Source organism: Flavobacterium sp. GNP001 (genome assembly GCF_054343775.1).
Genome location: NZ_JBTGUX010000001.1, coordinates 2,680,372 through 2,702,718 on the forward strand (window position 1 = coordinate 2,680,372; position 22,347 = coordinate 2,702,718).

Here is a 22,347-nt window from a genome sequence, read left to right on the forward strand (position 1 = left end):
GAGTCGACTGCCTCAATGGTAAACTGACAATTTTCAAAAACCAATTATTGATTTTTTTTAGGAAAACCACCTTCTATTTCTAATATAAATCCCGCTAATGTTTCAGCCTCACCTTTGTTGGCCTCAAACAATTCATCATCAACAGGAACGATGCGATAAAAATCCTTTAGATTTATCTTCCCTTCAAAAAGAAAATTCTTGCTATCAATTTGCGAATAATTGATTTTATCATCATCGAACTCATCGCTAATATCGCCTACAATTTCTTCGATAACATCTTCTAACGAAACCAATCCCGAAGTTCCTCCGTATTCATCAACCACAATAGCCAAGTGACTTTTCATACCTTGAAAATCTTTCAGTAAATCATCAAGTTTTTTATTTTCGGGTATAAAAAAGGGCTCGCGTAAAAGTAATTTCCAATCAAAATCAAGTGTATGAATGTAAGGCAACAAATCTTTTACAAACAAAACGCCAACAATTTGATCAATATTGTCCTTATAAACAGGAATCCTTGAGTATCCTTTTTCGATTATTTGCGGATAAATGGTTTCAAACGAATCTGAAATTTCGATTGCAAAAATATCAATTCTCGGACTCATTACCTGCCTTGTATCGGTATTTCCGAAACTGACAATTCCCTCTAGTATTTTTTGCTCTTCGCTTGAGGTAGCATCTTCGGCGGTTAGCTCTAATGCTTGCGAGAGTTGATCTACGGATAAATTAGTTTTTTGTTTGGTGAACTTATGGTGCAAATACAAAGTCAACTTTCGCATCGGAGCGCTTATTGGCGATAGCAACGCATCTAACCAATAAACAGGCAGTGTTAACTTCTTTACAAAAAAATAGTTATTTCGGCTAGCGAGTACTTTGGGCAAAACATCTGCAAAAAACAACAACACTACAATCAAAAAAACGATTCCAAGAATGGTAACGACAGAAGAATTTTCAGAAAAAATAAACCCCATTTTAAGCTCTTGCAAAAAGAGGATTATGATTGCCAAATAGAAAGTTTTGTTAGCAATAGTTAAACTGGCTCTAAGTTTATTGGGTTTACTGAGTAAACGACTCAACTTTTTTTCAATTGAAGGGAAAGCATGAAACAGCGCTACATCTTTTGCCGAAAGCGAAAAAAAAGCTACTTCGGCCGCAGCTACAACAGCCGCACAAAAAACTAGTATAAAAATTAACAGACCTACAAATAGCTGGCTAGTAGGCGCAAAAGTAAAAAAAAGTAAACTGGGCTCTGGGTCCAAATCAAAGGGTGTTAGTTAAACAATCAAAATGGCAAATCATTGATAGGCAATGTGCGTGGTGTATCGCTGTCAAAATTACTATTTTTTGAAGTATCAGCACTAGTAACCGATTTGCTGTTTTCAGTATCTTTTTTGGTAGACAAAAAGGTGAATTCAGTTACTTGAATTTCATTAGCAAACTTTATACTTCCGTCTTCAGCTTGCCATTGACGTGATTTTATTCTGCCTTCTACAAAAATTTTATCTCCTTTAGACAAATACTTTTCACAAAGTTCAGCGGCTTTATTGCGTACTACCAAATTGTGCCATTCGGTAGAAGTGATTTTTTCGTTGGTCGTTTTATTGATGTACACTTCATGAGTGGCCAACTGAAAGCGACCAATACAGTTGCCACCATCAAAATAGTGCATCTTTATTGCATCACCAAGATAACCTATGAGCATAACTTTATTTAAGGTTCCGTTCATTTTAATTTGTGGTATTTACCAAAGGTACATTTTTTTGGAAATTCTAAAGTTCCTTTTCAATAAAATTATGAATGACAATAGGAAAAGGAAAAGCGCGCAAAGTTTCGATATCGATAGCTGAATCTAAAGTCTCAGCAACTTGAACTTTCCAAAACTTAATATGTAAATGTTGGTGAGACAATTTGTGCACGATACTTTTAGCATTGTACTCATATATAATAGGATTTGATTTCGCATTACCGTACTCCTCTTGAACCTGCTCGTTTACGTGGTTCCAATCTTCCTCTTTATCGGTTTCATAAACAGGAAACTCGTATAAATTGTGCCAAATTCCTTTGTCAGTTCGTTTTTGAACCAAAGTATTACCTTGAAGGTCCTCAAACACCAAGTAATTAAAGTAGCGATTTCGTACTTTAATTTTTTTTGACTTTACAGGCAGTTGATCCACTTTCTTTTTCTGCAAAGCTGCGCAGCTATCATTAAAAACACAATTAGCACAATCTGGATTTTTTGGTACGCATTGCAAAGCACCAAACTCCATTATGGCTTGGTTAAAAATTGCAGGATCATCTTTAGGCATTAACTCGGACGCAAGTGCTGCAAATTCTTTTTTGGCAGCAGCCTGAGCAATATCAGTCTCCACATCAAAATAACGTGACAATACTCGGAATACATTTCCATCCACAACAGGAACGGCTTCATTGTAAGCAAATGAGGCAATAGCAGCAGCGGTGTACTCGCCTACTCCTTTTAATTGTAACAACTCTTTGTACGTTCCCGGAAAAACACCTGACAACTCTTGGGCAATGTATTGTGCCGTTTGATGCAAGTTTCGCGCTCTAGAATAATATCCTAAACCCTGCCATAGCTTTAAAACTTGCTCTTCATTAGCCTTTGCGAGGTCAAAAACGGTTGGAAATGCAGTCGTAAACGACAAAAAATACGGCAAACCTTGCGCTACACGCGTTTGTTGCAACATAATTTCAGAGAGCCAAATAGCGTACGGATTAGTTGTATGACGCCATGGCAAATCACGTTTATTTTGTAAGTACCAATTTATCAGTGTTTTAGAAAAAACCATTAATTAATTATTTGTTAGCAAAAGTAAAAGTTTATGTAATTAAAATTTAATGAATTAGCTTGAATAATTGTTTTTTAAATTCCTATATTTGCAAACTCAAAAAAATAGTACAACATTATAAATAGGAAAGAAAATGACGAAAGCAGATATCGTAGCGAAAATTTCAGAAAAATTAGGTCTTGAAAAAGGAGATGTTCAGGCAACTGTGGAGACTTTCATGAATGAAGTGAAAAATTCATTAGAAACTGGAGACAATGTTTATTTAAGAGGTTTTGGCAGTTTTATAGTGAAGACTAGAGCTGAGAAAACAGGTAGAAATATTTCTAAAAATACAACTATAAAAATTCCTGCACACAATATTCCTGCTTTCAAACCAGCTAAAGTATTTGTAGAAGGTGTAAAAACGAACAACGAAGCAAAATAATAATATTAATCATAAAATCGACAAGACATGCCAAGTGGTAAAAAAAGAAAGAGACATAAGGTAGCAACGCACAAACGTAAAAAAAGAGCGAGAGCTAACCGTCACAAGAAGAAAAAGTAGTTTTAAACTACTTTTTTCTTTTTAAACGTTCATTGAAATCGAAAATCCAGCCAGCAGTATTCAGTCTCAGTAAGCAGCTCAACTGTGAACTTAAACTGAAAATCGCTAGCTAATTTTCCCCGGGTACAATACCTGTAAAATTATTGTTTAATCCATCCTTACAGCCAGTTATAAGTTATGAGTTATGAGTTATGAGTTGCAATACTTTTGACTTTCGACTTTTGACTTTCGACTTAAAGTCAGGATAAAAATTTACAAATGAATAAAGAATTAATCATTAGATCTAGTTCTGAAGCTGTAGATTTTGCCTTATTAAAAGATGGAAAACTAATTGAATTACACAAAGAAGAAGAAAAAAGCAATTTCCAAGTAGGTGATATTTTTATTGCCAAAATCAGGAAACCAGTTGCCGGACTTAACGCTGCTTTTGTAAATGTAGGCTTCGAAAAAGATGCCTTTTTACACTATCATGACTTAGGACCTAATCTTGCTTCTCAACTGAAATTCATAAAACTTGTAAGCGCAGGTAAATTAAAAGATTTCTCCCTAAAAAACTTTCAGTTTGAAAAAGAGATTGATAAAGATGGCACCATTACCGATGTTTTGAATGCCAATCAATCTGTATTAGTACAAGTCGTCAAAGAACCTATATCAACCAAAGGACCAAGAATTAGCGCTGAGCTCTCTCTTGCAGGAAGATTTATAGTTTTGGTTCCGTTTTCTGACCGCGTTTCTATTTCACAAAAAATAGAAGACAAAAAAGAAAAGGAACGCTTGAAACGATTAGTGCAATCCGTCAAACCAAAAGGATTTGGTGTTATTGTTCGCACAGTAGCCGAAGGCAAAAGCACAGTAGTATTAGAAAAAGATTTGCAGAACCTGCTAAGCAGATGGACTGCAATGTGTAAAAAATTACCAACTGCTCATCATCCGTCAAAAGTACTTGGAGAGCTCAACAGAGCTTCATCAATACTTCGAGACGTGTTTAATGATACCTTTAGCGGTATTCAAATAGATGATGAAGAGTTGTACAACCAAACAAAGGATTACTTGCAAGAAATTGCACCATCCAAACAATCAATTGTAAAGTTCTATCAATCAAAAGACACACCTATTTTTGAGAAATACAACATAGAGCGACAAATCAAGACTTCATTTGGAAAAACAGTTTCCATGAGCAAAGGAGCTTACCTAATTATAGAACATACCGAAGCCTTGCACGTTATTGACGTAAACAGCGGAAACCGTTCTAACAAAGCCACCAACCAAGAAGATACTGCCATGGAAGTCAACATGATTGCTGCTGCCGAAATCGCTAGACAATTGCGTCTGCGAGATATGGGCGGTATCATTGTAGTTGATTTTATCGATATGTCTAATCCTGAAAATCGCAAAGTCTTGTTCGATTTCTTGAAAGAAGAAATGAGTGATGATAAAGCCAAGCACAAAATCTTACCTCCTAGCAAATTTGGATTAGTTCAAATTACACGTCAAAGAGTAAGACCAGAAGTTAATATTAAAACCAGAGAAGAAGATCCAAACAATGTAGTAGGCGAAATTGAAGCGCCAATTCAAATCATTGATAAAATTTCTTTTGATCTAGAAAGAGTATTAAAAACCCACAATCAAGTTGTTCTTAACGTTCATCCGTTTGTGGCCGCATACCTTACCAAAGGTTTTCCATCATTGCGTTCAAGATGGTTTCTTGAACACAAAAAATGGGTGAAAATTATACCTCGTGATGCTTACACGTACCTAGAATATCATTTTTATGACAAAAAAGAAAATGCTGTCATAGAATAAAACAAACTCCTCAAGAAATTGGGGAGTTTTTTTTTGCTCTTTTTTTAGGAGCTTTTTCCAGCTATCCGCTATATTCCCGATCAAAAAAACTACGGCCAAAAAGCCTTGTTTTTATAAAATCGGGAGATGCCGCTGCTATCTGGGCTAGGAGAATCAATTTCAAAAGAAGATTCTCTATTAAAATGATATTCAGAATTTAAAAAGCTATTCCCTTACAATCTCAATCTTCCTCCGAATTTCATTTCCAAATTCATCCACCACAGTAATGTAATGAAGCCCTGTTGTTGCCGAGATTGGCATTTCATGAAAGGTTTTCGTACTACCTTTAAACACTTGGTCAACATACCAAAAAAGTTTACTATCCCTTTGCGAATGCGCTACTTTTAAAATCACAGGCTGAACTTCGCTATTAAAATTCTTGGTAAGATAAATTTTGCTGTTTGTTTTCGGATAAATAAAATCCATTGTAGCCGTTTGTGTTCCCATACAATCATTCCTGAACGGTGGCAAAGGCAAGTATTCGATATGCTGACTTTTGTAATACCAAGCCATTACAGGTGGCAAAATGAACCAGTTTTTAGTCACTATATTTTCTATGTTTTCGCAACTGCTGTTCACTTGAAATTGCAATGATTTATCCAAATGCACCGTTTTATGATACGGACAAATTGAAGTGTTTTTGCCTTTCTTCGGAACCAGTTGTTTTATTTTCGGACAACCGTCTTTAGCCAAATGACCACTCAAACTACACACCTCAACTTCTGCTAAATCTTTAATTGGTATATCAAACCATCGTTGTCTAGGCAATAAATTAAAGACATCAAACAAAATGGGTGCCGCGCTAGTAACTCCCGTCAAAGTTGGTCTTCCCTCACCTGTCGCATTACCTACCCACACACCTACAACGTATCTTGAATTAGTTCCTATCGCCCACGCATCCCGATTCCCAAAACTTGTTCCCGTTTTCCAAGCTATTTTTAGTGAACTGTCATAAAATTTCCAAGCCTCGTCACCTTCAGGTCGATTGACTTGTTCCATTGCGTTATACGTGAGCCAAATTGATCCTGCGCCCAAAACGTTCTTTTGCTTGGTTTCATCGCCAAAATCAACTTGAAAATCATCATCGTAATTCAGTTCAGCAAATTCATTAGTGCGGTATTGCCCTTGATTTTTATTAAAATAATTCAAAGTCGAAGACAAACCCGCGTAAGTTCGGCACAAATCCCATAAATTACTTTCAGCACCACCCAAAATAAGTGACAATCCATAATGATCCGGCGGTTTTGAAATATCCCTCAATTTGAAACGTTGCATTTCTTCATAAAATTTATTCACTCCAAAATCCTGCAACATCAATACAGAAGGAATGTTCAAAGATCGCGCCAATGCCCGATGGGCAGGAACGGCTCCATCAAATGTGAGGTTGAAATTCTGAGGCGTATAACCCGCAATCTGCGTTGGGATATCGGCAACTAGCGTATTCGGCAACAACTCACCATCATCGAGCATACCGGCGTATAAAAGCGGTTTCAGAATACTTCCTGTACTTCTTGGCGCATCAATAATATCGACATCTTTTTGATGATTGCCATCCGTAGGCGAGTTACCCACGTAGCTCATCACTTTTCTATTGGACACATCGATAACCAAGATCGCCAAATTATGAACCTCGTTTTGCTTGTACTGATTGTAATAATACTTTGCAATTTGATTGACTCGGTTTTGCAACCCAATTTCTACTGTTGTTTTCACGCGAGTTCCCTCTTGATTCTTAGCTACTCTTTGCAATAAATGAGGTGCAATTTGAGGCAAATCATACGGTTTTTGCGGCAAAGGTTCGTCTATAGAAAGTTCGTAAGTCTGTTGATCAATGACTCCTTCTTGGTTTAATTTCAATAAAAGTCGGTTGCGCTTGCTCAATAATTTGATTTGGTTTTTTCCCGGATAAATCAAACTAGGCGCATTGGGTAAAACGGCCAATGTTGCACTCTCGGCCCACGACAATTGATGGGATTGCACGCCAAAATACCGCCAAGAAGCCATTTCGAGACCCACCACATTTCCGCCAAAAGGGGCGTGAGCCGCATACAATTCTAATATTTCGTTTTTAGAATAGCCCAATTCTAATCGGGTGGCGAGAATGAGCTCGATTATTTTCTCGAAATAGGTTCGCCCTTTCCCGTTTCTGGACAACCGAATGACTTGTTGTGTCAAAGTACTTCCACCACGAACGACTTTACCCGCTTTTCGGTTTTGCTGAAAAGCATTGACCATCGCCACAGGATTGAATCCGGGATGTTTGAAGAAATATTCGTCTTCAAAATAGACAATACATTTCTTGAATTTATCCGGGACGCTGTCTTGTGCAGGAAATCGCCATTGCCCGTCAAGAGCAATTTTGGCGCCAAGCAATTCTCCTTCTTTGCTTTCAATCACCGTAGAATAAGGTTCTTGAAACAAAGTTCGTGGCAACGAAAAATAATAAACCACCAACAACAAAAAGGCTATTGATGATTTAATTTTATTTCTTTTTATCCAATTAATGATGCGTTCTAGGAGCGCTATTAGTTTGTTTTTCAAAATGAAATTTGTTTGTTTTATCCTAACAGGTTTTCAAAACCTGTTAGGTATATTTCCCCCCTCTAAAAGAAAATTATATTTACATAAACCATACTGTTGAACACCTAACAGGTTTTGAAAACCTGTTAGGATATATAGAACTCATTCATACTGACATGACTAATTTATCCATTTAGCTGTGCTGGAATATGAATTTACAGTTCTAACTAATAAATAACAGGTTTTAGAAACCTATTAGGATAAACAACCTAAGTATCCATTTTATCAATCATATCAATTACCCCTTCATAAACCAATCTTCTTTCATTGTGATAAACCTTAAAATTCTCCAAACCTCCAAATAGTTCGAGAATGAAATCTCTATCAATATTTGTTTCTTTATTTGAAAAATAAGTGCGGTAGGATGAATGTAAATACGTTTCGAATGATTCAGTAAATTTATGTTTTACAGGATTTAAATGAACATACACTATCAATTGTTTCAAATACGCTTCATTTTCAATTCTGTTTCTTTGTAAATGTTCTTGAAATAAACTTCCTGTTCGACTATAAGCAGTATTTATACTTTTGGCATACGAATTAAAAAAGTTAGAAAAAGGCAAATGAATTTTTGCTTTAAATTTTTCTGGCAACTCCTCCTTGTCTTTAATTCTTAACACAATATGAAAATGATTCTTGAGTAAACAGTAAGCATAAACATCTGCAATTGGTAAAAGATATTTCTTCATTTTCTCAAGAAAATAATTATAGTTTTTCTCCTCAATAAAAATATTCTCCTTGTTATTTCCTCTATTGTATATGTGATAATATTGACCTGATTCGAAAATATCTTTCTCCATTATTTTATTTCTTTTTACTATCCTAACAGGTTTCTTTTAACCTGTTAGGTATCTATTTTATCCCTAAAAGAAAATTAATTTAACTCGCTCCAAATAAACACCTAACAGGTTTTGGAAACCTGTTAGGATGCTTGCTATTTCACCACTTGAACCCAAAACCCTTTCCTTCTGGCCAAAAATGTATTGTCATACATGGCTTCGCATTGCAAGCCAGGCAGATAATATGTTCCAAGATAAGAGGCATTCAGCAATATTCTGAACGTTTTTACTTCTCCAGATTTCAATCCAAAATAGAAATTAGTTCTATCGTCCCGAATATCAATATAATCAGCTACATTATTGGTGGCGTCTCCATAATCCGTGAAACGAGTATTTACAATTTCGAAACCAGAAGGTAAAATTTGTGATAACGCCACATTTTCTACACGTTCATTTTTTAGGTTTTTAACCGTTACCTCAGCAACAAATTCAGTTCCTTGATTGATTTTAGACACATTGATAACACTTCCTTTTCTGTTTTTGAAAACAATCGAAGCCGAAACATTACTCTGAATCGCTTTTTCTTGTCCAATTGGAAGAATTCCAGTGTTCAGCACACGAACATACAATCTATTCTTTCTGTTGTTTTTTAGAGTCACACTATTCGAACCCTTTTTAACAACCAAACTTCGGTCTGCGATGGTTTTTGTTGTTTTAATTGATTGTGCTTTTCCGTCTTTACTAAACTGAACATCGATTCCTTTTGGACCATTGCTTACAGAAAATTTAGCCATAGCATACAAACCATACGCCGTAGTTTGCGTACTCATCCATTGGTCACTTGACATATCTTTGGCCAATTTTGTTGCCATTGCAAATGCTTTTTGCTTTTGCCCAAGCAATAACAATGTTTCTAGAGCCATGGCACGATTTCTATCAGCAGAACCGTAATAGTAATAATTATAATTCGAATTATCATCAATTGAAGTATTCAGCAACAACGATAAACCTGCCGATTTTTGTCCCGCCACTACGTAAGCCGAGGCCAAACGCAATTTACTTTCGTTCGAAATTCCTTTGGTTTCACGCAATCTGTTCATCGAAGACAAATCGGGTACACCTGCCAATGCTAATGTGTACAAACGATACGATTGTGCCAAATCATTTCCGTAACTCGGCATAAATCGCCACTGTTTGGCTTCTTTTTGCTGATACGAAATCCATTTGGTTTTGAAATTGATCGGCAATAAATACCCTTTTTTCTCTGCTTCAATCATAAAATGTCCTGCATACGAAGTGCTCCAATCATCAGCAACGGTTCCTCCTTGCCAGTATGCCATTCCACCATTCGACAATTGAAAACCTCCTAAACGCGTGATTCCAGCGGTTACATTTTTTTGAATTAATTGCTGACGTGTAGCATCCAAATCGACAATCTCATTCAGATACAATTGTGGAAAAACCGACGAGGTCGTTTGCTCCACACAACCGTGAGGATACTGAATCAGATACTGTAATCGTCCATTCAAATTGATGGTTGGCATTGAGGAAACCTCCAATTTTGCTTTATTACTTCCCGCAACACCAAACGTTTTCCAAGAGATAGTTTTAGTACTATTCGGCTCTAAAATCACATCAGTGAATGTATTGGTCACTGGATTCGGATTGGTCATATCAATCTCTACATCATACACTGATTTTTCCTTGCCCGAAGTTGCGACGATTTGCACTTTTCCAATTCCTGTTGCAGAACCCACGGCCAAATTAAAATAAGCCATTTTTTCGTCTGGCTGAGCAAATGACAATTTTTGAGTGGCACTTCCTATAACTTTTAATCCGTTGTTCGTTTTAATCTGAACCGTAACGTTCTTGATATTTTTTTCCATTGCAAAAATGGTCACTGGAATCGTCACTTTCTCGGATGGAGAAATTTTTCTTGGCAACGAAGCCAAAACCATCAAAGGACTGCGAACCGGAGTTGCTTTTTCTACACTTCCATACGCACTTGTAGTTGCATCGCCAGCCACGATCATTGTTTTTACGGAGCCAATGTACTTCGGTAATTTTACTTGATGGGTTTTGGTTTGTCCTTTTTCTAATTTAAAAGGTCCCATATAAATTACAACCGGTTTGAAACGATTGGCTTTTTTGGCTTTTCCACCACCCAAATCTTGGTCACCACCAATACTGAAAATCTGATTTACTTTTCCGCCATACGCTCCAATCACATCATCATAAATATCCCATGTTTTTACGCCCAAAGCTTCACGAACATAAAAACTATCCCAAGCATTTGGCGCCTTGAAACGGGTTAAATCCAATAATCCTTCATCAACAATAGCAATGGTATAGGTCATTGCTTTTCCAGATTGTTCACTCACTTTTACAGCGAATGATTGCTCTGGACGCAACACATCAGGCATTACTAATTTGGGCGCAAGAATGGTGTTTTTATCAACTACTTCAATAGGCACAATTCCATACATACGAATTGGCGAATCATTTTTGGTTGAAGCGTGTGGTTGCAACAGCGTAATATTAAAGTACACATTCGGCGCCATAGCAGCCGTAATCGGAATAGTAACCTTGGTTTCTCCTTTTTGGGTCTTTGCCCAAAGTGTTTGTACTACTTTCGAACCATTTTCGATAGAAATAAAAGCGCGCCCTCCTGCACTAGATGGGAACGAAATTTGAGCATTTTCACCCACAGCATACTTCTCCTTATCGGTTGAAAACACTAACATATTCGCCGTAGCAGCATCTGTATTTCTAGTTTTTCCAGACCACATTGGCCAATCGATATTTACCGTTAAAGCCGTTGCGTGTCCGCCAACAGCATCAGAAACCCGAATAATATAACGTCCCCACTCTTCATCCGTCAAGGCAAAACGGACATTTCCTCTTCCACTAGCATCAGTATTAATTATAAAAGTTTTATATGAAGTCGTGGCATTATCAGCGTTGTAATTCGATAAATTATCACTAGAAGCATCCCACCACCAACGCCATTCTACTTTATACACTTTTACTTCCAGGTTTTTAACCGACTTTGGTCGTCCGTTTTCATCGACCGTAACAACATCAAATTGGTTCATGGTACGAGTTTCTAGCATTCCGTATTTGTTCGGCTCAGGTGACTTAATCCCCACATAAGTAGCGTACGGAGAATAGGTCGTCGCAATGACATCCGTACTAAAATCACCACCTTCTTCATACACTTTGGTAATAAACGACGCTTTCAACATTCCAGGTGCTTCTCCTTGTATTTTCGGGTCTATCGTAGCATTCGCTTTTCCAGTGGCATCTAATTTACCTGAGAAAACGGTAACTTCTTCGGTGCTGAATTTTCGAACCAAATCATCAAAAATATACTTGTCATAATTCTTAAAAGCTGTAGTTTGTTGCGAAAATTTAGCTTGCATTTCTACATTCAAATTTTTGGCTACAGCCCCGTGAAGCCAAGCCACTTCAAGGTTGCTAGTGTTTGGATAAGCTGAAGAAAGTATAGCTCGTTTGAAAGTATTTTTGATTTTTAAACGATTGGGTTTAATCGTTTCAATTTTGATACTTTTATAAAACTTCGCACCACCCACGCTAACCATTGCTTCCCAATTTCCTGTAGGTGCATCATTTGTTGTTGGAACTGTAAACGCATAATGATTCCATTCATTCGATTTTTGAACCGTTTGATACGTAACTTTTCCATTTGGATCGGATAGTCTGAATTTTATAGGATGTCCTAGTGGAATTTTATTCGAAGCATCATTCAAAATGAAAGACAAATACAAATTATCGCCGGGACGCCAAACGCCTCTTTCTCCATAAATGAACCCTTTAAGTCCTTTCTGTAAAGTCTCGCCCGACACATTAAAATTACTTACTGACAATGAATTCCCGTCGTCTAATTTAACATAAGTAGACTCCGTACCTTGCGTTATAATAGCAAAATAGGCAAATTTATCCAACTGAAAAGTCGCGATTCCATCGCTGTTGGTGGTTCCTGTAGTTATTTTTTGCTGCTGAAAAGTATATAAATCTACTCTCGCATTTGTAACTGGCTCTGTGGTGACAATATTGTTTACGGCAAACAAATACGATTTGTTTTCGCCTCTTTTGGCAATTACACCTAAATCAGTAGCCAGAATATTAGTTGCTATTTTGGCATTATAAAAATAAGAACTCGAGCAAGGATCCTGACTTTCTCGCCATTCGTAATCATCGTAGTAATAATCATCGTAAGAGTTTCCGCTGTAATTAACATCATTCTCATCAACCTCTTCTTCCTCTACGGTTGTATCTTCAGCCGCAGTTTCGCATTTGTACAAAGAATATTTTTTCTTGTAAACAAACTCTACTCGATAAATCGCGCCCGGTTCAGGAGTAATTATTTTAGATAAATCCAAAGCAAAAGTGTTCCACTTACTTAGATTTAGCAATGTATTTTCTTTTAAATTCAGAGTTGATTTGGCAATAGGCTGCGCCACTCTTTTCAGGTTTTGACTACCATTGAGTTCGTTGTATTGCAAAAATTGCATGATGTTGTTTTTGTAAATCTTATACACTTTTACATCAACAGCACTCAGGTTTACCGCTTCAAAATTGAGTTTTAAGTTGTTAGAACTTGGCAGAATTGTTCCGTTTTTGATAAACCGAACACTTGGCTTTATTTCATCAAAGGATATTTTCTCGGTGTAATTCTCATTTAACTTTCTACCGTATTCACTTTCTATTCCCTGAAAAACTTCTAACAACAGTTCTCCAGTAAGTTTTTGGAAATCCATAACTGGTTCAGGCTCAACAATAGCAACTTCCTCAGGTTCTTCAACCACAGCACTATCAACAGCCACGGCCGAAGTATCAACATTTACAACCGCTTCCACTGGCTCGGGAGCCACTTCAACTGGTTGTTGAACGGGTACTTCATTGCTAAAATAAACTTTCAACACATTTCCTTGTGCAGAAAACTTTAAATTATTGGTGTTTTGAATGGCGACTAATCCTTTAAAATCTTGTCCTTTTTCTAAGGGTTCCGAAAAATTAATAGACAAGGTTTGATTATCTCCTTCTTGAATTTCGGTCTTAACTACTTTAAACTCTTTCAATGCCGTGATCGGGAAATCGATAGTCCCTTTTTGATCGATATCAAAATCACTTCCGTCGTATTTTATCTCCAAATTGCTTTTAGAATCTAATCGTTGAATGCTGTCAATTCTGAACTTGAATTCTTTTCCAACTGCAGTGGTTTTTTCGAAAACAATTTTCAAATCATCTCCGTTATGCTCGGCTTCAATCAATTTTTTAGCGGTTTCCAAATCAATATTGTCGGCAGTTTTCAGTACCACATTCAAGTATTGATATTCTGGGCTGTAGGACTGCAAATCCAACGTATTGACCACAAAATCTTGCTTAATCGTTTTTACCGTAAAGTTAAAATTGGATAGTATTTTATCGTTTTCGGCAACCTTTGGATTCAGTTGATCCAAATGCAAAGTCACTTGATATTCCGTACCTGATTCCAGCTTTTTTTCAGGAATAAAAGCAATCGTATTGCTCGAAAGCGCAATTATTTTTCCGTCTACACTTGGAGAAATGGTGAACAAATCGTTATCTAAAACCTCATTGACTTTCCATTCTTTTTTATCAAAAGCCAAAACTACCCTAATATCCGATTCTGAAGAGACAATTCCTCCCGTAAAACTGACAATAAACTCTTTGAATAGTGAGAAATCTGAATTAAAATCGGCGGCAGATTTTCTACCACACGCTTGAAACAAAAAAAACACACAAAAAACGCAAATTAATCCTTTTGTTTTCACTTTTAGCTAGAGTTAATGGGTTATAAATTAAATTATTGCAACATCTCACAAGTAACACAATAACTAGATAGTTACCGTAATATTGTAGTAAATGTAGAATAATTAATTTATTGTTTTAAGAAGAAAATTCTTTGAGAGGAAATTATTTTTTAAAGGTATTTTTTAGGAGCTAATCCAGCTATTCGTTACAATCTTATGTGCCGTCCCGAAGTTTCGGGATTGGCACATAAGGATTTTCACTGCTATCTGGGCTAGGGAGTATCTAGACTACTCTATTTCCTTCTCTCAGCAAAAAATCGTTTCATCAAATCAGCGGCTTCATTGGCCATGATTCCTTGTACCACAGTAGTTTTAGGATGCAGTTTTGTTCCTAGAGTGATAAAACCGCGCTGTTCATCACGAGCGCCAAAAACAATTTTAGAAATTTGGCTCCAATACAAAGCGCCAGCGCACATCTGGCAAGGCTCCAGTGTTACATAAAGTGTACAACCTGTTAAATATTTTCCACCTAGATAATTTGCAGCAGCAGTAATGGATTGCATTTCGGCATGCGCTGTCACATCATGAAGTAATTCGGTTAAATTATGACTTCGAGCAATGACTTTATTATCAATGACAATTAGGGCTCCAACAGGAATCTCGCCTTTTTCAAAAGCCATTTCAGCTTCCTGCAAAGCTTTTTTCATGAAATATTCGTCGGTGAATGGGTTTATCATAATACAGACCGCAAATTCGCAAATTTAAATTCTTTGTGAGACAACTTTTTTTATCGACTGTAAAAATACAATTTCAAATCGTACCTTTGCTTCATGTCAGATAATTTACTTTCAAACATCAATAACCCAACCGATTTACGCTTGCTTGACGAAGCGCAACTTCCTCAAGTTGCACAAGAATTACGTGATTTTATCATCGATATTGTGGCCGTAAAAGAGGGTCATCTTGGCGCAAGCTTAGGTGTTATTGAATTGACAATTGCCTTGCACTATGTTTTTGACACCCCGAATGATTTATTGATTTGGGATGTGGGTCATCAAGCCTACGGACATAAAATCCTTACCGGCCGAAGAGAAAATTTTCATACCAATCGTCAACTCGGCGGTATTTCTGGTTTCCCAAAAAGAAGTGAGAGCAGCTACGATACCTTTGGCGTAGGCCATTCTTCCACTTCTATTTCAGCAGCACTCGGAATGGCAATTGCTTCTAATTTGAAAGGCGATTTCAACAAACAACACATCGCTATTATTGGTGACGCTTCAATTGCATCAGGGATGGCTTTTGAAGGGTTGAACCATGCGGGTGTTACTGATGCCAATTTACTTGTAATTCTCAATGATAACGCTATTGGGATTGATCCTAGCGTGGGTGCCTTAAAACAATACCTCACTGCTGTAAAAGAGGGGAAAAACCCAAGGCAAAACAACATGATAAAGTCCTTGAATTTTGATTATTCGGGGCCTATTGACGGTCATGATATTTTTGCTGTAATCAAAGAATTGAAGCGATTACAAAAAATAAAGGGGCCTAAATTTCTACATTTAATTACTACAAAAGGAAAAGGCTTGCAACAAGCCGAAGAGGATCAAGTAAAATACCACGCACCAGGAAAATTTGATGCCGCAACTGGCGAAATCATTACAAAACAAGAAGAAAATTTACCTCCAAAATACCAAGATGTTTTTGGCTTGACCGTTTTAGACTTGGCTCGAAAAAATGAAAAAATAATAGGAATCACCCCTGCGATGCCCTCTGGTAGTTCGTTGAAATTCATGATGGAGGCATTTCCAGAACGTGCTTTTGACGTTGGTATTGCAGAGCAACACGCTGTGACTTTAGCTGCCGGAATGGCAACACAAGGCATGATTGTTTATTGCAATATTTACTCGACATTTTTACAAAGAGCTTATGACCAAATCATTCATGATGTGGCATTGCAAAATCTCCCTGTAATTTTTTGTTTGGACAGAGCTGGCTTAGTGGGCGAAGATGGCGCTACCCATCACGGTGTTTTTGACTTGGCTTACCTGCGTTGCATTCCTAACCTAATTGTTTATGCTCCAAGAAATGAAATTGAACTTCAAAATATTTTATACACCGCGCAATTAGGACTTGCAAACCCGATTGCTATTCGGTATCCGAGAGGTCGGGGAGTTATTAAGAACTGGGAACAAGACTACAGAGGGAATTACCAAAAAATATCAATCGGGGCCAGCTCGCGTTTAGTAACTGGTGATAAAGTGGCTGTTTTATCAACAGGAACAATTGCTCAAAATGTATCTTTGGCACTTGACCAAAACAAAAATGAAAACAAGATTGCACATTACGATTTTCCGTTTGTAAAGCCTTTAGACGAAAATGCCTTACATACTATTTTCAAAACGTTTTCAACCATCATTACCATTGAAGATGGAACTGTTGTTGGTGGTTTTGGAAGTGCAATAACCGAATTTGCTGCAGCACATCATTACACGTCAAACATAACAATTTTAGGAATTTCTGACGAATTTATCGAACATGGAACTGTAAACGAGTTACAACAATTTTGCAAAATTGACGTTAAAAGCCTAAAAGAGCTCTTTTCGGGTTTGTAAAAATGTTTACTTTGCACAACTAAAACTACTATTCTACAACATGAACTATTTAAAAAATGTATTTTTTGCTCTCATTTTAATCTTACCTCATCACATTTTTGCTCAAAAAAGAGACTCTGTTTTTAGTCCGAGCCAAATAAAAATGGTTTCAGTACCAATGAACAATATCAGCTCATTACGAATTCCATTAAAAATCCAGACTAAAACACACTATTTACCACTTTCGCATTGGACCAAAAAAAACAGTATTGGTTTTGATATTTCTGAAGTAGCTTTTGTCAATTGGTCTGCCGGTGGAACTAGCTCTATTTCAGGATTGTTAAAAGGTAAATTTCATAGAAATTATAATCGAAAAAACTTTAATTGGAGTAATGAATTGCTAGTGCGTTATGGTTTAAACAAACAAGATGGAATTGAAGTTAGGAAAACGGAGGATGCCTTGCAATTTAACTCCACCTTTGGCTACCGTAGAGATACATTGACAAATTGGTTTCACTCTGCTAAATTTAATTTCAACACTCAGTTTACCAACGGATACGCATATCCTAATACCGACAAAGCCATCTCAAAGCCTTTTGCACCAGCGTACATTTTCATGGGAGTAGGTGCTGAAAACGTAGATAAAGACAAAAAAAGAACCTTTTATATTTCACCTTTTACATTTAAAACTACTTTAGTTTTGGATCAGAGATTAGCAAACCAAGGTGCTTTTGGAGTAGTAAAAGCCACGGTTGATGCCGAAGGAAACATTATAACTCCGGGTGAAATGGCAAAGGTTGAACTTGGATTTTTGGCTACTAGTAAATACAGAAAGGAGCTTGCAAAAAACATAACGCTTGAAAATCGATTGACTTTATATTCTGATTACATCAACCGTTTTGGTAATGTCGATGTTGATTGCGACTTACAAGTTGAGCTCGTAGTGAACCAATATGTTAAAGCCAACATTGGTGCACATGTAATTTATGATGACGATATTAAATCGAAACGAGAAATTGAAGGCGTACAGGTAACCGAAGGACCTAAAACTCAATTGCGTCAAGCGATAGGAGTTGGAATTGAATACATCTTTTAAATTTATTACTCCTCAAAAAAAAAGCCCCAACAGCAAAACTGTTGGGGCTTTTTTATGATGTGTCAATCTATTTATTTGATAATTAATTTATCTACATAACGCAAACCTTCGCCTTCAACAGCTAGAATATAAACTCCAGCAGCAATAGGACTAACGTTAAATGATTTTTCGCCATTGAACGATTCTTTGTCTTTTTGAAAAACAACGCGTCCTGTTATATCACTGATTTTAATATTTACTAAACCATCATAGTTATTGATGCGAACAGTAATATTACCCTGAGATGGATTTGGATACACTCGCATTACATTTTCTTCATCGATGCTTGCCGTCCCTAGCGTACAATTTGCGTTAGCTGCTGGTCTTGTAAAATCTTCGACTTGATCGTTTCCTATATTGTTAGAGCCTGCAGAAGCGTTCACTCCTAAACCTCTCGCTGCAAAAACTTCCCAAATCAGACAAAAGTCTTTACCACCGGTTGTAGCTTGGTCAGCAGCAATAAGTGCGTCTCTTCCGTCTACAAAAGTAGGACTACAAGGCTGTAACTTCAATCCGTCTAACACTAACTGCATGACTTTATTATTGCCTCCTTTTCCTGTATATTTGTTGTCATCATATCCATATTTAGTAATGTAAGCCCATGCTAAATCCCATAGCATCGTTGCCCAAACTGACCCTACACCGTGTACAGAAGTCTCCTCAACATTATCGGCATTTAAAAACTGAAAAGAGTTTGTAGTACCATATGTCATTGGATTTACCGAAGTGTCAGTCGAGTATGGAAAACTACGAATACCCACACCATCAGTTTTTTGAGAAGAAACAAAAGTTCCAATTCCTCTTTTCGCAGTACCAACATCTCCCGGTTTTAATTGCATCATCAAGGCAAACCAATCTGACCATCCTTCTCCCATTTGATCCGTATTATCTAAACATCGGGAGTTATTTCTTCCTCCTGCTAAACGAGTAGAAATTCCGTGACCGTATTCGTGTGCTATAATTCCATTATCAAAATCACCATCTGAATTAATAAAAGGGGACGATTCTACTTGTAATTTAACGTTAACAGGACTATTTTGCATTTGAGCCACTATTCTATCTCCTAGAACCTTAGTGATACTGATTACTGGAATTGCAATATTTGCATCGGCACCAGACATAGTTATTTCACCTGCAACATTATTTACAACTATAACAGCAATAGCGCCAGCATCTTGTGCAAATTTAGCCTTGACAGCAAAATTACAAGATCCACGGTATAATATTACAATTTTACCACTCAAAGCCGCAGCATTACTTGGACCTGAACAACCTAGCGATCCAGCACCAGAATTATCAATGTACAGCGCTAAATCTGATTGTAAAAATGCAGGTGCAACTGGCAAATCTATTTTTCCGGGATTAAAGGCGTTTTGTCTAGCACCATAAGTACCTGCTAAAATACTTGGAGCGGTTATAATTACCGGACTTATTGAAGGTTCGGTGTTCCATAAAAACATTTGCATGCGGGGTCTGCCTCCATCAGCTGGAGTTGCAAAATTAGCATTATTTAAGCGTTGCGGTGAAGCCGATGAACCATCCTGAGCATCAGCAAAAACATAATCAGCGGCAGTGCCTCCTTTTCCGTAGTTATTTTGCTGAAAATTTCCACTAGCCTCATCAAATCCATACTGATACCAAACATCATGCATTACATTGTTCATGTAAAACAAATTAGTACAAGCCGCATCAATATAACTAGATGCACTAACACTTGTACCTCCATAACGGTAATCAAATAAAAGCGAAGAACCTCCCTCTGGACTATAAGCGGTCAAGGAGTTATCAGACATAAAATCTTCTTTTGCCCATACATTATTTCCTCTTGTAGTAGTAAATTCAGCTCCAGTATTTCCATCTGTATCATGCCATCCGAAAGGTGATGCATTAGAATTAGCTGGATTACTTAATAGTTGAAAATTACCATGAATAGGACTTTCTATTTGAAATGGTAACACTCGATAAGTCCCGGCTTGAACTTGAGCTTTAAAAGGAGTGAAAATTTGCTTGTATGATATTGATTCTGGGCTACTCAAATGATCATGGCTTGAAATAACGCCTTTATGATCGAAACTACAACTAATAACGGTATTGATTTTTTCCAAAATTTTACCGTTCAATGCATCTACTCTAACACTCCAAATCTTATCATGATCAGCGGTTGGTATTGTCATATCCCAAGCCAATTTTAAATCACCAGTTTTGCTCTGATGGTAAACTAAATTGGCTTCAATAGGTTCTTCGTTACTTACCCCGGTACTAATAGTATATGTATTAGGTTGTGGATGCGATTTAGTTTGAAAATTACCGGCCAATGGTAAGCCTAATTGAAAATAAACTTTAGCTGCAGCTTCAGTAGCTGACAAAGAAGGTTTTGTAGCATTGATTTTTTTATTTAAATCAGATAAAACACGCTCCTGATGACCTATAACCTTTCCGTTTTTAATAGAAAAATTGGAAATAGATCTAAAAATCTCTATGCCTTGGTAACGTTGCACTACAAAACAATTGGTAATGCCTGTAGTTTCTGAAGGGGATTCACTTTGAATTACCCAATCTTGCAATGATTGACTAGAGGCCATTGCCCTAGCAGATGGACTTTTTAAGTAATTCTTAATAATTTCACTATTACTCTGACAAAAGGCAAAGTAAGGAAAAGATAAAATAACGAATAGTAAAAATTTTTTCATAAATATTGGCTGTTTGGTGAAGCAAAAATAACCAATATTTACAATATTGAAAGTGTATTTTTAAAAACTAATAAATTTTAACTTTTTGAGGCTGTGATGGTTTTGTAGTATAATAATGCATTTCCGTCAGTTAACAACGAAATAAAATGACAAATATGTAACAAACGCCCGTACAAATCCTCTTTTTGGAGGTGGTGTTTCTCGGGTAGCATTTTTAAAAGTAGTGCATCGTAGTTTGATGGTATACCATTGTATTTGTTATTGAAAGCGATTATGAATTTATCTAACAAGGTTTGAATAATTTGATAACCAACCACTTCTTTCTCTATTACCTCACGACTTTGATAAATTTTCTCGACACTAATCTTGATAATATCATCCATCTGGGCTTTGTATTTGCTTTTATCCATCAGGGCATAAGGAAATTTTCCTTGCAAAATAAGCTCTTCGTTTTCAACAAAAACCTTTACAGCATCGCTAATTAAACTTCCTATTGCTAACGCACGCAAATAGCTAATGCGATCTTCTTTGGTTTCAAGGGTTTTGTATTTAGAAGTGTCAATACTGTCTTTTACTAATTTTATAAGGTATTCCAATGCGAAATCCTCCGAAACCAAACCAAGATTCATTCCGTCCTCAAAATCGATGATGGTATAACAAATATCATCGGCAGCCTCAACGAGATACGCCAAGGGATGGCGTTCAAACCCAACATCTTCTCCAGATTTATTCGGAATCAAACCCATGTCTTGGGCTACTTCTTTAAAAAAAGCTTTGTCTGTTTGAAAAAAACCATATTTTTTGTCCGCGATATTTTTAGTAGGTTTTTTAGGCAAACTCTCTTTTGGATATTTCATAAAAGCACCAAGAGTTGCATACGAAATACGAAGTCCTCCTTCAATTCCAGGACGGCTTGCAGTAAGTACCGAAAAACCATTAGCATTACCTTCAAAATCAATTAAATCTTGCCACTCTTTTGCGGTAAGCTGATCTTTGTATTTTTGTCCGTTTCCAATCGAAAAATACTCTCCAATAGCTTTTTCACCCGAATGTCCAAAAGGCGGATTCCCAATATCGTGCGCCAATGATGCTGCAGCCACAATTGCCCCAAAATCATTTATATGATAACCGTGTACTTCTTTTAAATGCGGGTATTTTGCGATGATTTTTTTTCCTACCAAACGCCCCAAAGAACGTCCAACGACTGATACTTCCAGACTATGTGTTAATCTGGTATGCACAAAATCAGTTTTGGATAATGGAATAACTTGTGTTTTATCTTGTAAACTTCTGAACGCCGAAGAAAAAATGATACGATCATAATCTACTTCAAAACCTAAACGAGTGTCATCTTGTTCTACACGCAATCGTTTGCCTTTGTCGCCTTGACGTTTAAGTGATAAAAGTTGTTCCCAGTTCATCATTGCTAATCTAATTTTCTAGTTTTAAAGGAGCGAATATAAAGAAAAAGATTTGAGCGTACGAATAATGCGTACTCGGGTTTTAGCGCAAGGTCTTTTTGAGTGTTGACTGCTTCAAATGGAAGTGTTCTAATAGTGAGTTATATCAAGTATTCCGGGCAATTCC

General features: G+C 36.8%; 13 protein-coding genes. 4 read left to right on the forward strand and 9 right to left on the reverse strand.

Annotated features, from left to right (window positions below; genetic code table 11):
- Positions 1 to 44: 44 nt before the first annotated feature.
- Genes gldE through mutY form a run of 3 tightly spaced genes read right to left on the reverse strand, consistent with a single transcriptional unit; the run spans position 45 to position 2,804 of the window.
- Positions 45 to 1,256, reverse strand: coding sequence for a gliding motility-associated protein GldE (gene gldE, locus ACXX8U_RS11455; protein ID WP_458565954.1), 1,212 nt, complete (start codon positions 1,254 to 1,256; stop codon positions 45 to 47).
- A gap of 23 nt (positions 1,257 to 1,279) precedes the next feature.
- On the reverse strand, positions 1,280 to 1,723 hold the full coding sequence (locus ACXX8U_RS11460; protein ID WP_458565955.1) for a single-stranded DNA-binding protein: 444 nt from the start codon (positions 1,721 to 1,723) through the stop codon (positions 1,280 to 1,282).
- 43 nt (positions 1,724 to 1,766) lie between these two features.
- Complete coding sequence (gene mutY, locus ACXX8U_RS11465) at positions 1,767 to 2,804, reverse strand: A/G-specific adenine glycosylase (protein WP_458565956.1); 1,038 nt, start codon at positions 2,802 to 2,804, stop codon at positions 1,767 to 1,769.
- Positions 2,805 to 2,937: 133 nt separating this feature from the next.
- Between mutY and ACXX8U_RS11470 the strand changes: the two genes are divergently transcribed.
- Complete coding sequence (locus ACXX8U_RS11470; protein WP_066080765.1) at positions 2,938 to 3,228, forward strand: HU family DNA-binding protein; 291 nt, start codon at positions 2,938 to 2,940, stop codon at positions 3,226 to 3,228.
- A 378-nt stretch (positions 3,229 to 3,606) separates the two neighbouring features.
- The gene (locus ACXX8U_RS11475) at positions 3,607 to 5,151 is read left to right on the forward strand and encodes an Rne/Rng family ribonuclease (RefSeq protein ID WP_458565957.1); all 1,545 of its coding nucleotides are present in this window, start codon (positions 3,607 to 3,609) and stop codon (positions 5,149 to 5,151) included.
- Positions 5,152 to 5,355: 204 nt separating this feature from the next.
- On the opposite strand, the gene pbpC is transcribed toward ACXX8U_RS11475, so the two are convergent.
- The 4 genes from pbpC to ACXX8U_RS11495 form a co-directional block, all read right to left on the reverse strand.
- Complete coding sequence (gene pbpC / locus ACXX8U_RS11480; protein ID WP_458565958.1) at positions 5,356 to 7,731, reverse strand: penicillin-binding protein 1C; 2,376 nt, start codon at positions 7,729 to 7,731, stop codon at positions 5,356 to 5,358.
- 248 nt (positions 7,732 to 7,979) lie between these two features.
- Positions 7,980 to 8,570, reverse strand: a complete 591-nt coding sequence (locus ACXX8U_RS11485) for a transposase (protein ID WP_458565959.1) — start codon at positions 8,568 to 8,570, stop codon at positions 7,980 to 7,982.
- 134 nt (positions 8,571 to 8,704) lie between these two features.
- A complete protein-coding gene (locus ACXX8U_RS11490) occupies positions 8,705 to 14,365 on the reverse strand; it encodes an alpha-2-macroglobulin family protein (RefSeq protein WP_458565960.1) in 5,661 nt (1,886 codons plus the stop codon).
- Positions 14,366 to 14,637: 272 nt separating this feature from the next.
- Entirely contained in the window at positions 14,638 to 15,081 is a 444-nt protein-coding gene (locus tag ACXX8U_RS11495; RefSeq protein WP_158728759.1) for a nucleoside deaminase, read from the reverse strand.
- Positions 15,082 to 15,174: 93 nt separating this feature from the next.
- On the opposite strand from ACXX8U_RS11495, the gene ACXX8U_RS11500 reads away from it, so the two are divergent.
- Complete coding sequence (locus ACXX8U_RS11500; protein ID WP_458565961.1) at positions 15,175 to 16,956, forward strand: 1-deoxy-D-xylulose-5-phosphate synthase; 1,782 nt, start codon at positions 15,175 to 15,177, stop codon at positions 16,954 to 16,956.
- A gap of 142 nt (positions 16,957 to 17,098) precedes the next feature.
- A complete protein-coding gene (locus ACXX8U_RS11505; RefSeq protein ID WP_458565962.1) occupies positions 17,099 to 18,031 on the forward strand; it encodes a DUF3078 domain-containing protein in 933 nt (310 codons plus the stop codon).
- Positions 18,032 to 18,102: 71 nt separating this feature from the next.
- Here the strand turns inward: ACXX8U_RS11505 and ACXX8U_RS11510 are convergent, their stop codons facing one another.
- Together ACXX8U_RS11510 and dgt are read right to left on the reverse strand one after the other, a co-directional pair.
- A complete protein-coding gene (locus ACXX8U_RS11510; RefSeq protein ID WP_458565963.1) occupies positions 18,103 to 20,760 on the reverse strand; it encodes a T9SS-dependent M36 family metallopeptidase in 2,658 nt (885 codons plus the stop codon).
- Between the two features lie 77 nt (positions 20,761 to 20,837).
- Complete coding sequence (gene dgt / locus ACXX8U_RS11515; protein ID WP_458566406.1) at positions 20,838 to 22,181, reverse strand: dGTP triphosphohydrolase; 1,344 nt, start codon at positions 22,179 to 22,181, stop codon at positions 20,838 to 20,840.
- Between the last annotated feature and the right edge of the window lie 166 nt (positions 22,182 to 22,347).

Bases quoted from the DNA above. Each gene is read 5' to 3' on its own strand.
- ACXX8U_RS11470 (WP_066080765.1), top strand. From the start codon at position 2,938: ATGACGAAAGCAGATATCGTAGCGAAAATTTCAGAAAAATTAGGTCTT.
- ACXX8U_RS11505 (WP_458565962.1), top strand. From the start codon at position 17,099: ATGGTTTCAGTACCAATGAACAATATCAGCTCATTACGAATTCCATTA.
- ACXX8U_RS11495 (WP_158728759.1), bottom strand. From the start codon at position 15,081: ATGATAAACCCATTCACCGACGAATATTTCATGAAAAAAGCTTTGCAG.
- ACXX8U_RS11475 (WP_458565957.1), top strand. From the start codon at position 3,607: ATGAATAAAGAATTAATCATTAGATCTAGTTCTGAAGCTGTAGATTTT.
- ACXX8U_RS11460 (WP_458565955.1), bottom strand. From the start codon at position 1,723: ATGAACGGAACCTTAAATAAAGTTATGCTCATAGGTTATCTTGGTGAT.
- ACXX8U_RS11510 (WP_458565963.1), bottom strand. From the start codon at position 20,760: ATGAAAAAATTTTTACTATTCGTTATTTTATCTTTTCCTTACTTTGCC.
- ACXX8U_RS11485 (WP_458565959.1), bottom strand. From the start codon at position 8,570: ATGGAGAAAGATATTTTCGAATCAGGTCAATATTATCACATATACAAT.
- mutY (WP_458565956.1), bottom strand. From the start codon at position 2,804: ATGGTTTTTTCTAAAACACTGATAAATTGGTACTTACAAAATAAACGT.
- ACXX8U_RS11500 (WP_458565961.1), top strand. From the start codon at position 15,175: ATGTCAGATAATTTACTTTCAAACATCAATAACCCAACCGATTTACGC.
- dgt (WP_458566406.1), bottom strand. From the start codon at position 22,181: ATGAACTGGGAACAACTTTTATCACTTAAACGTCAAGGCGACAAAGGC.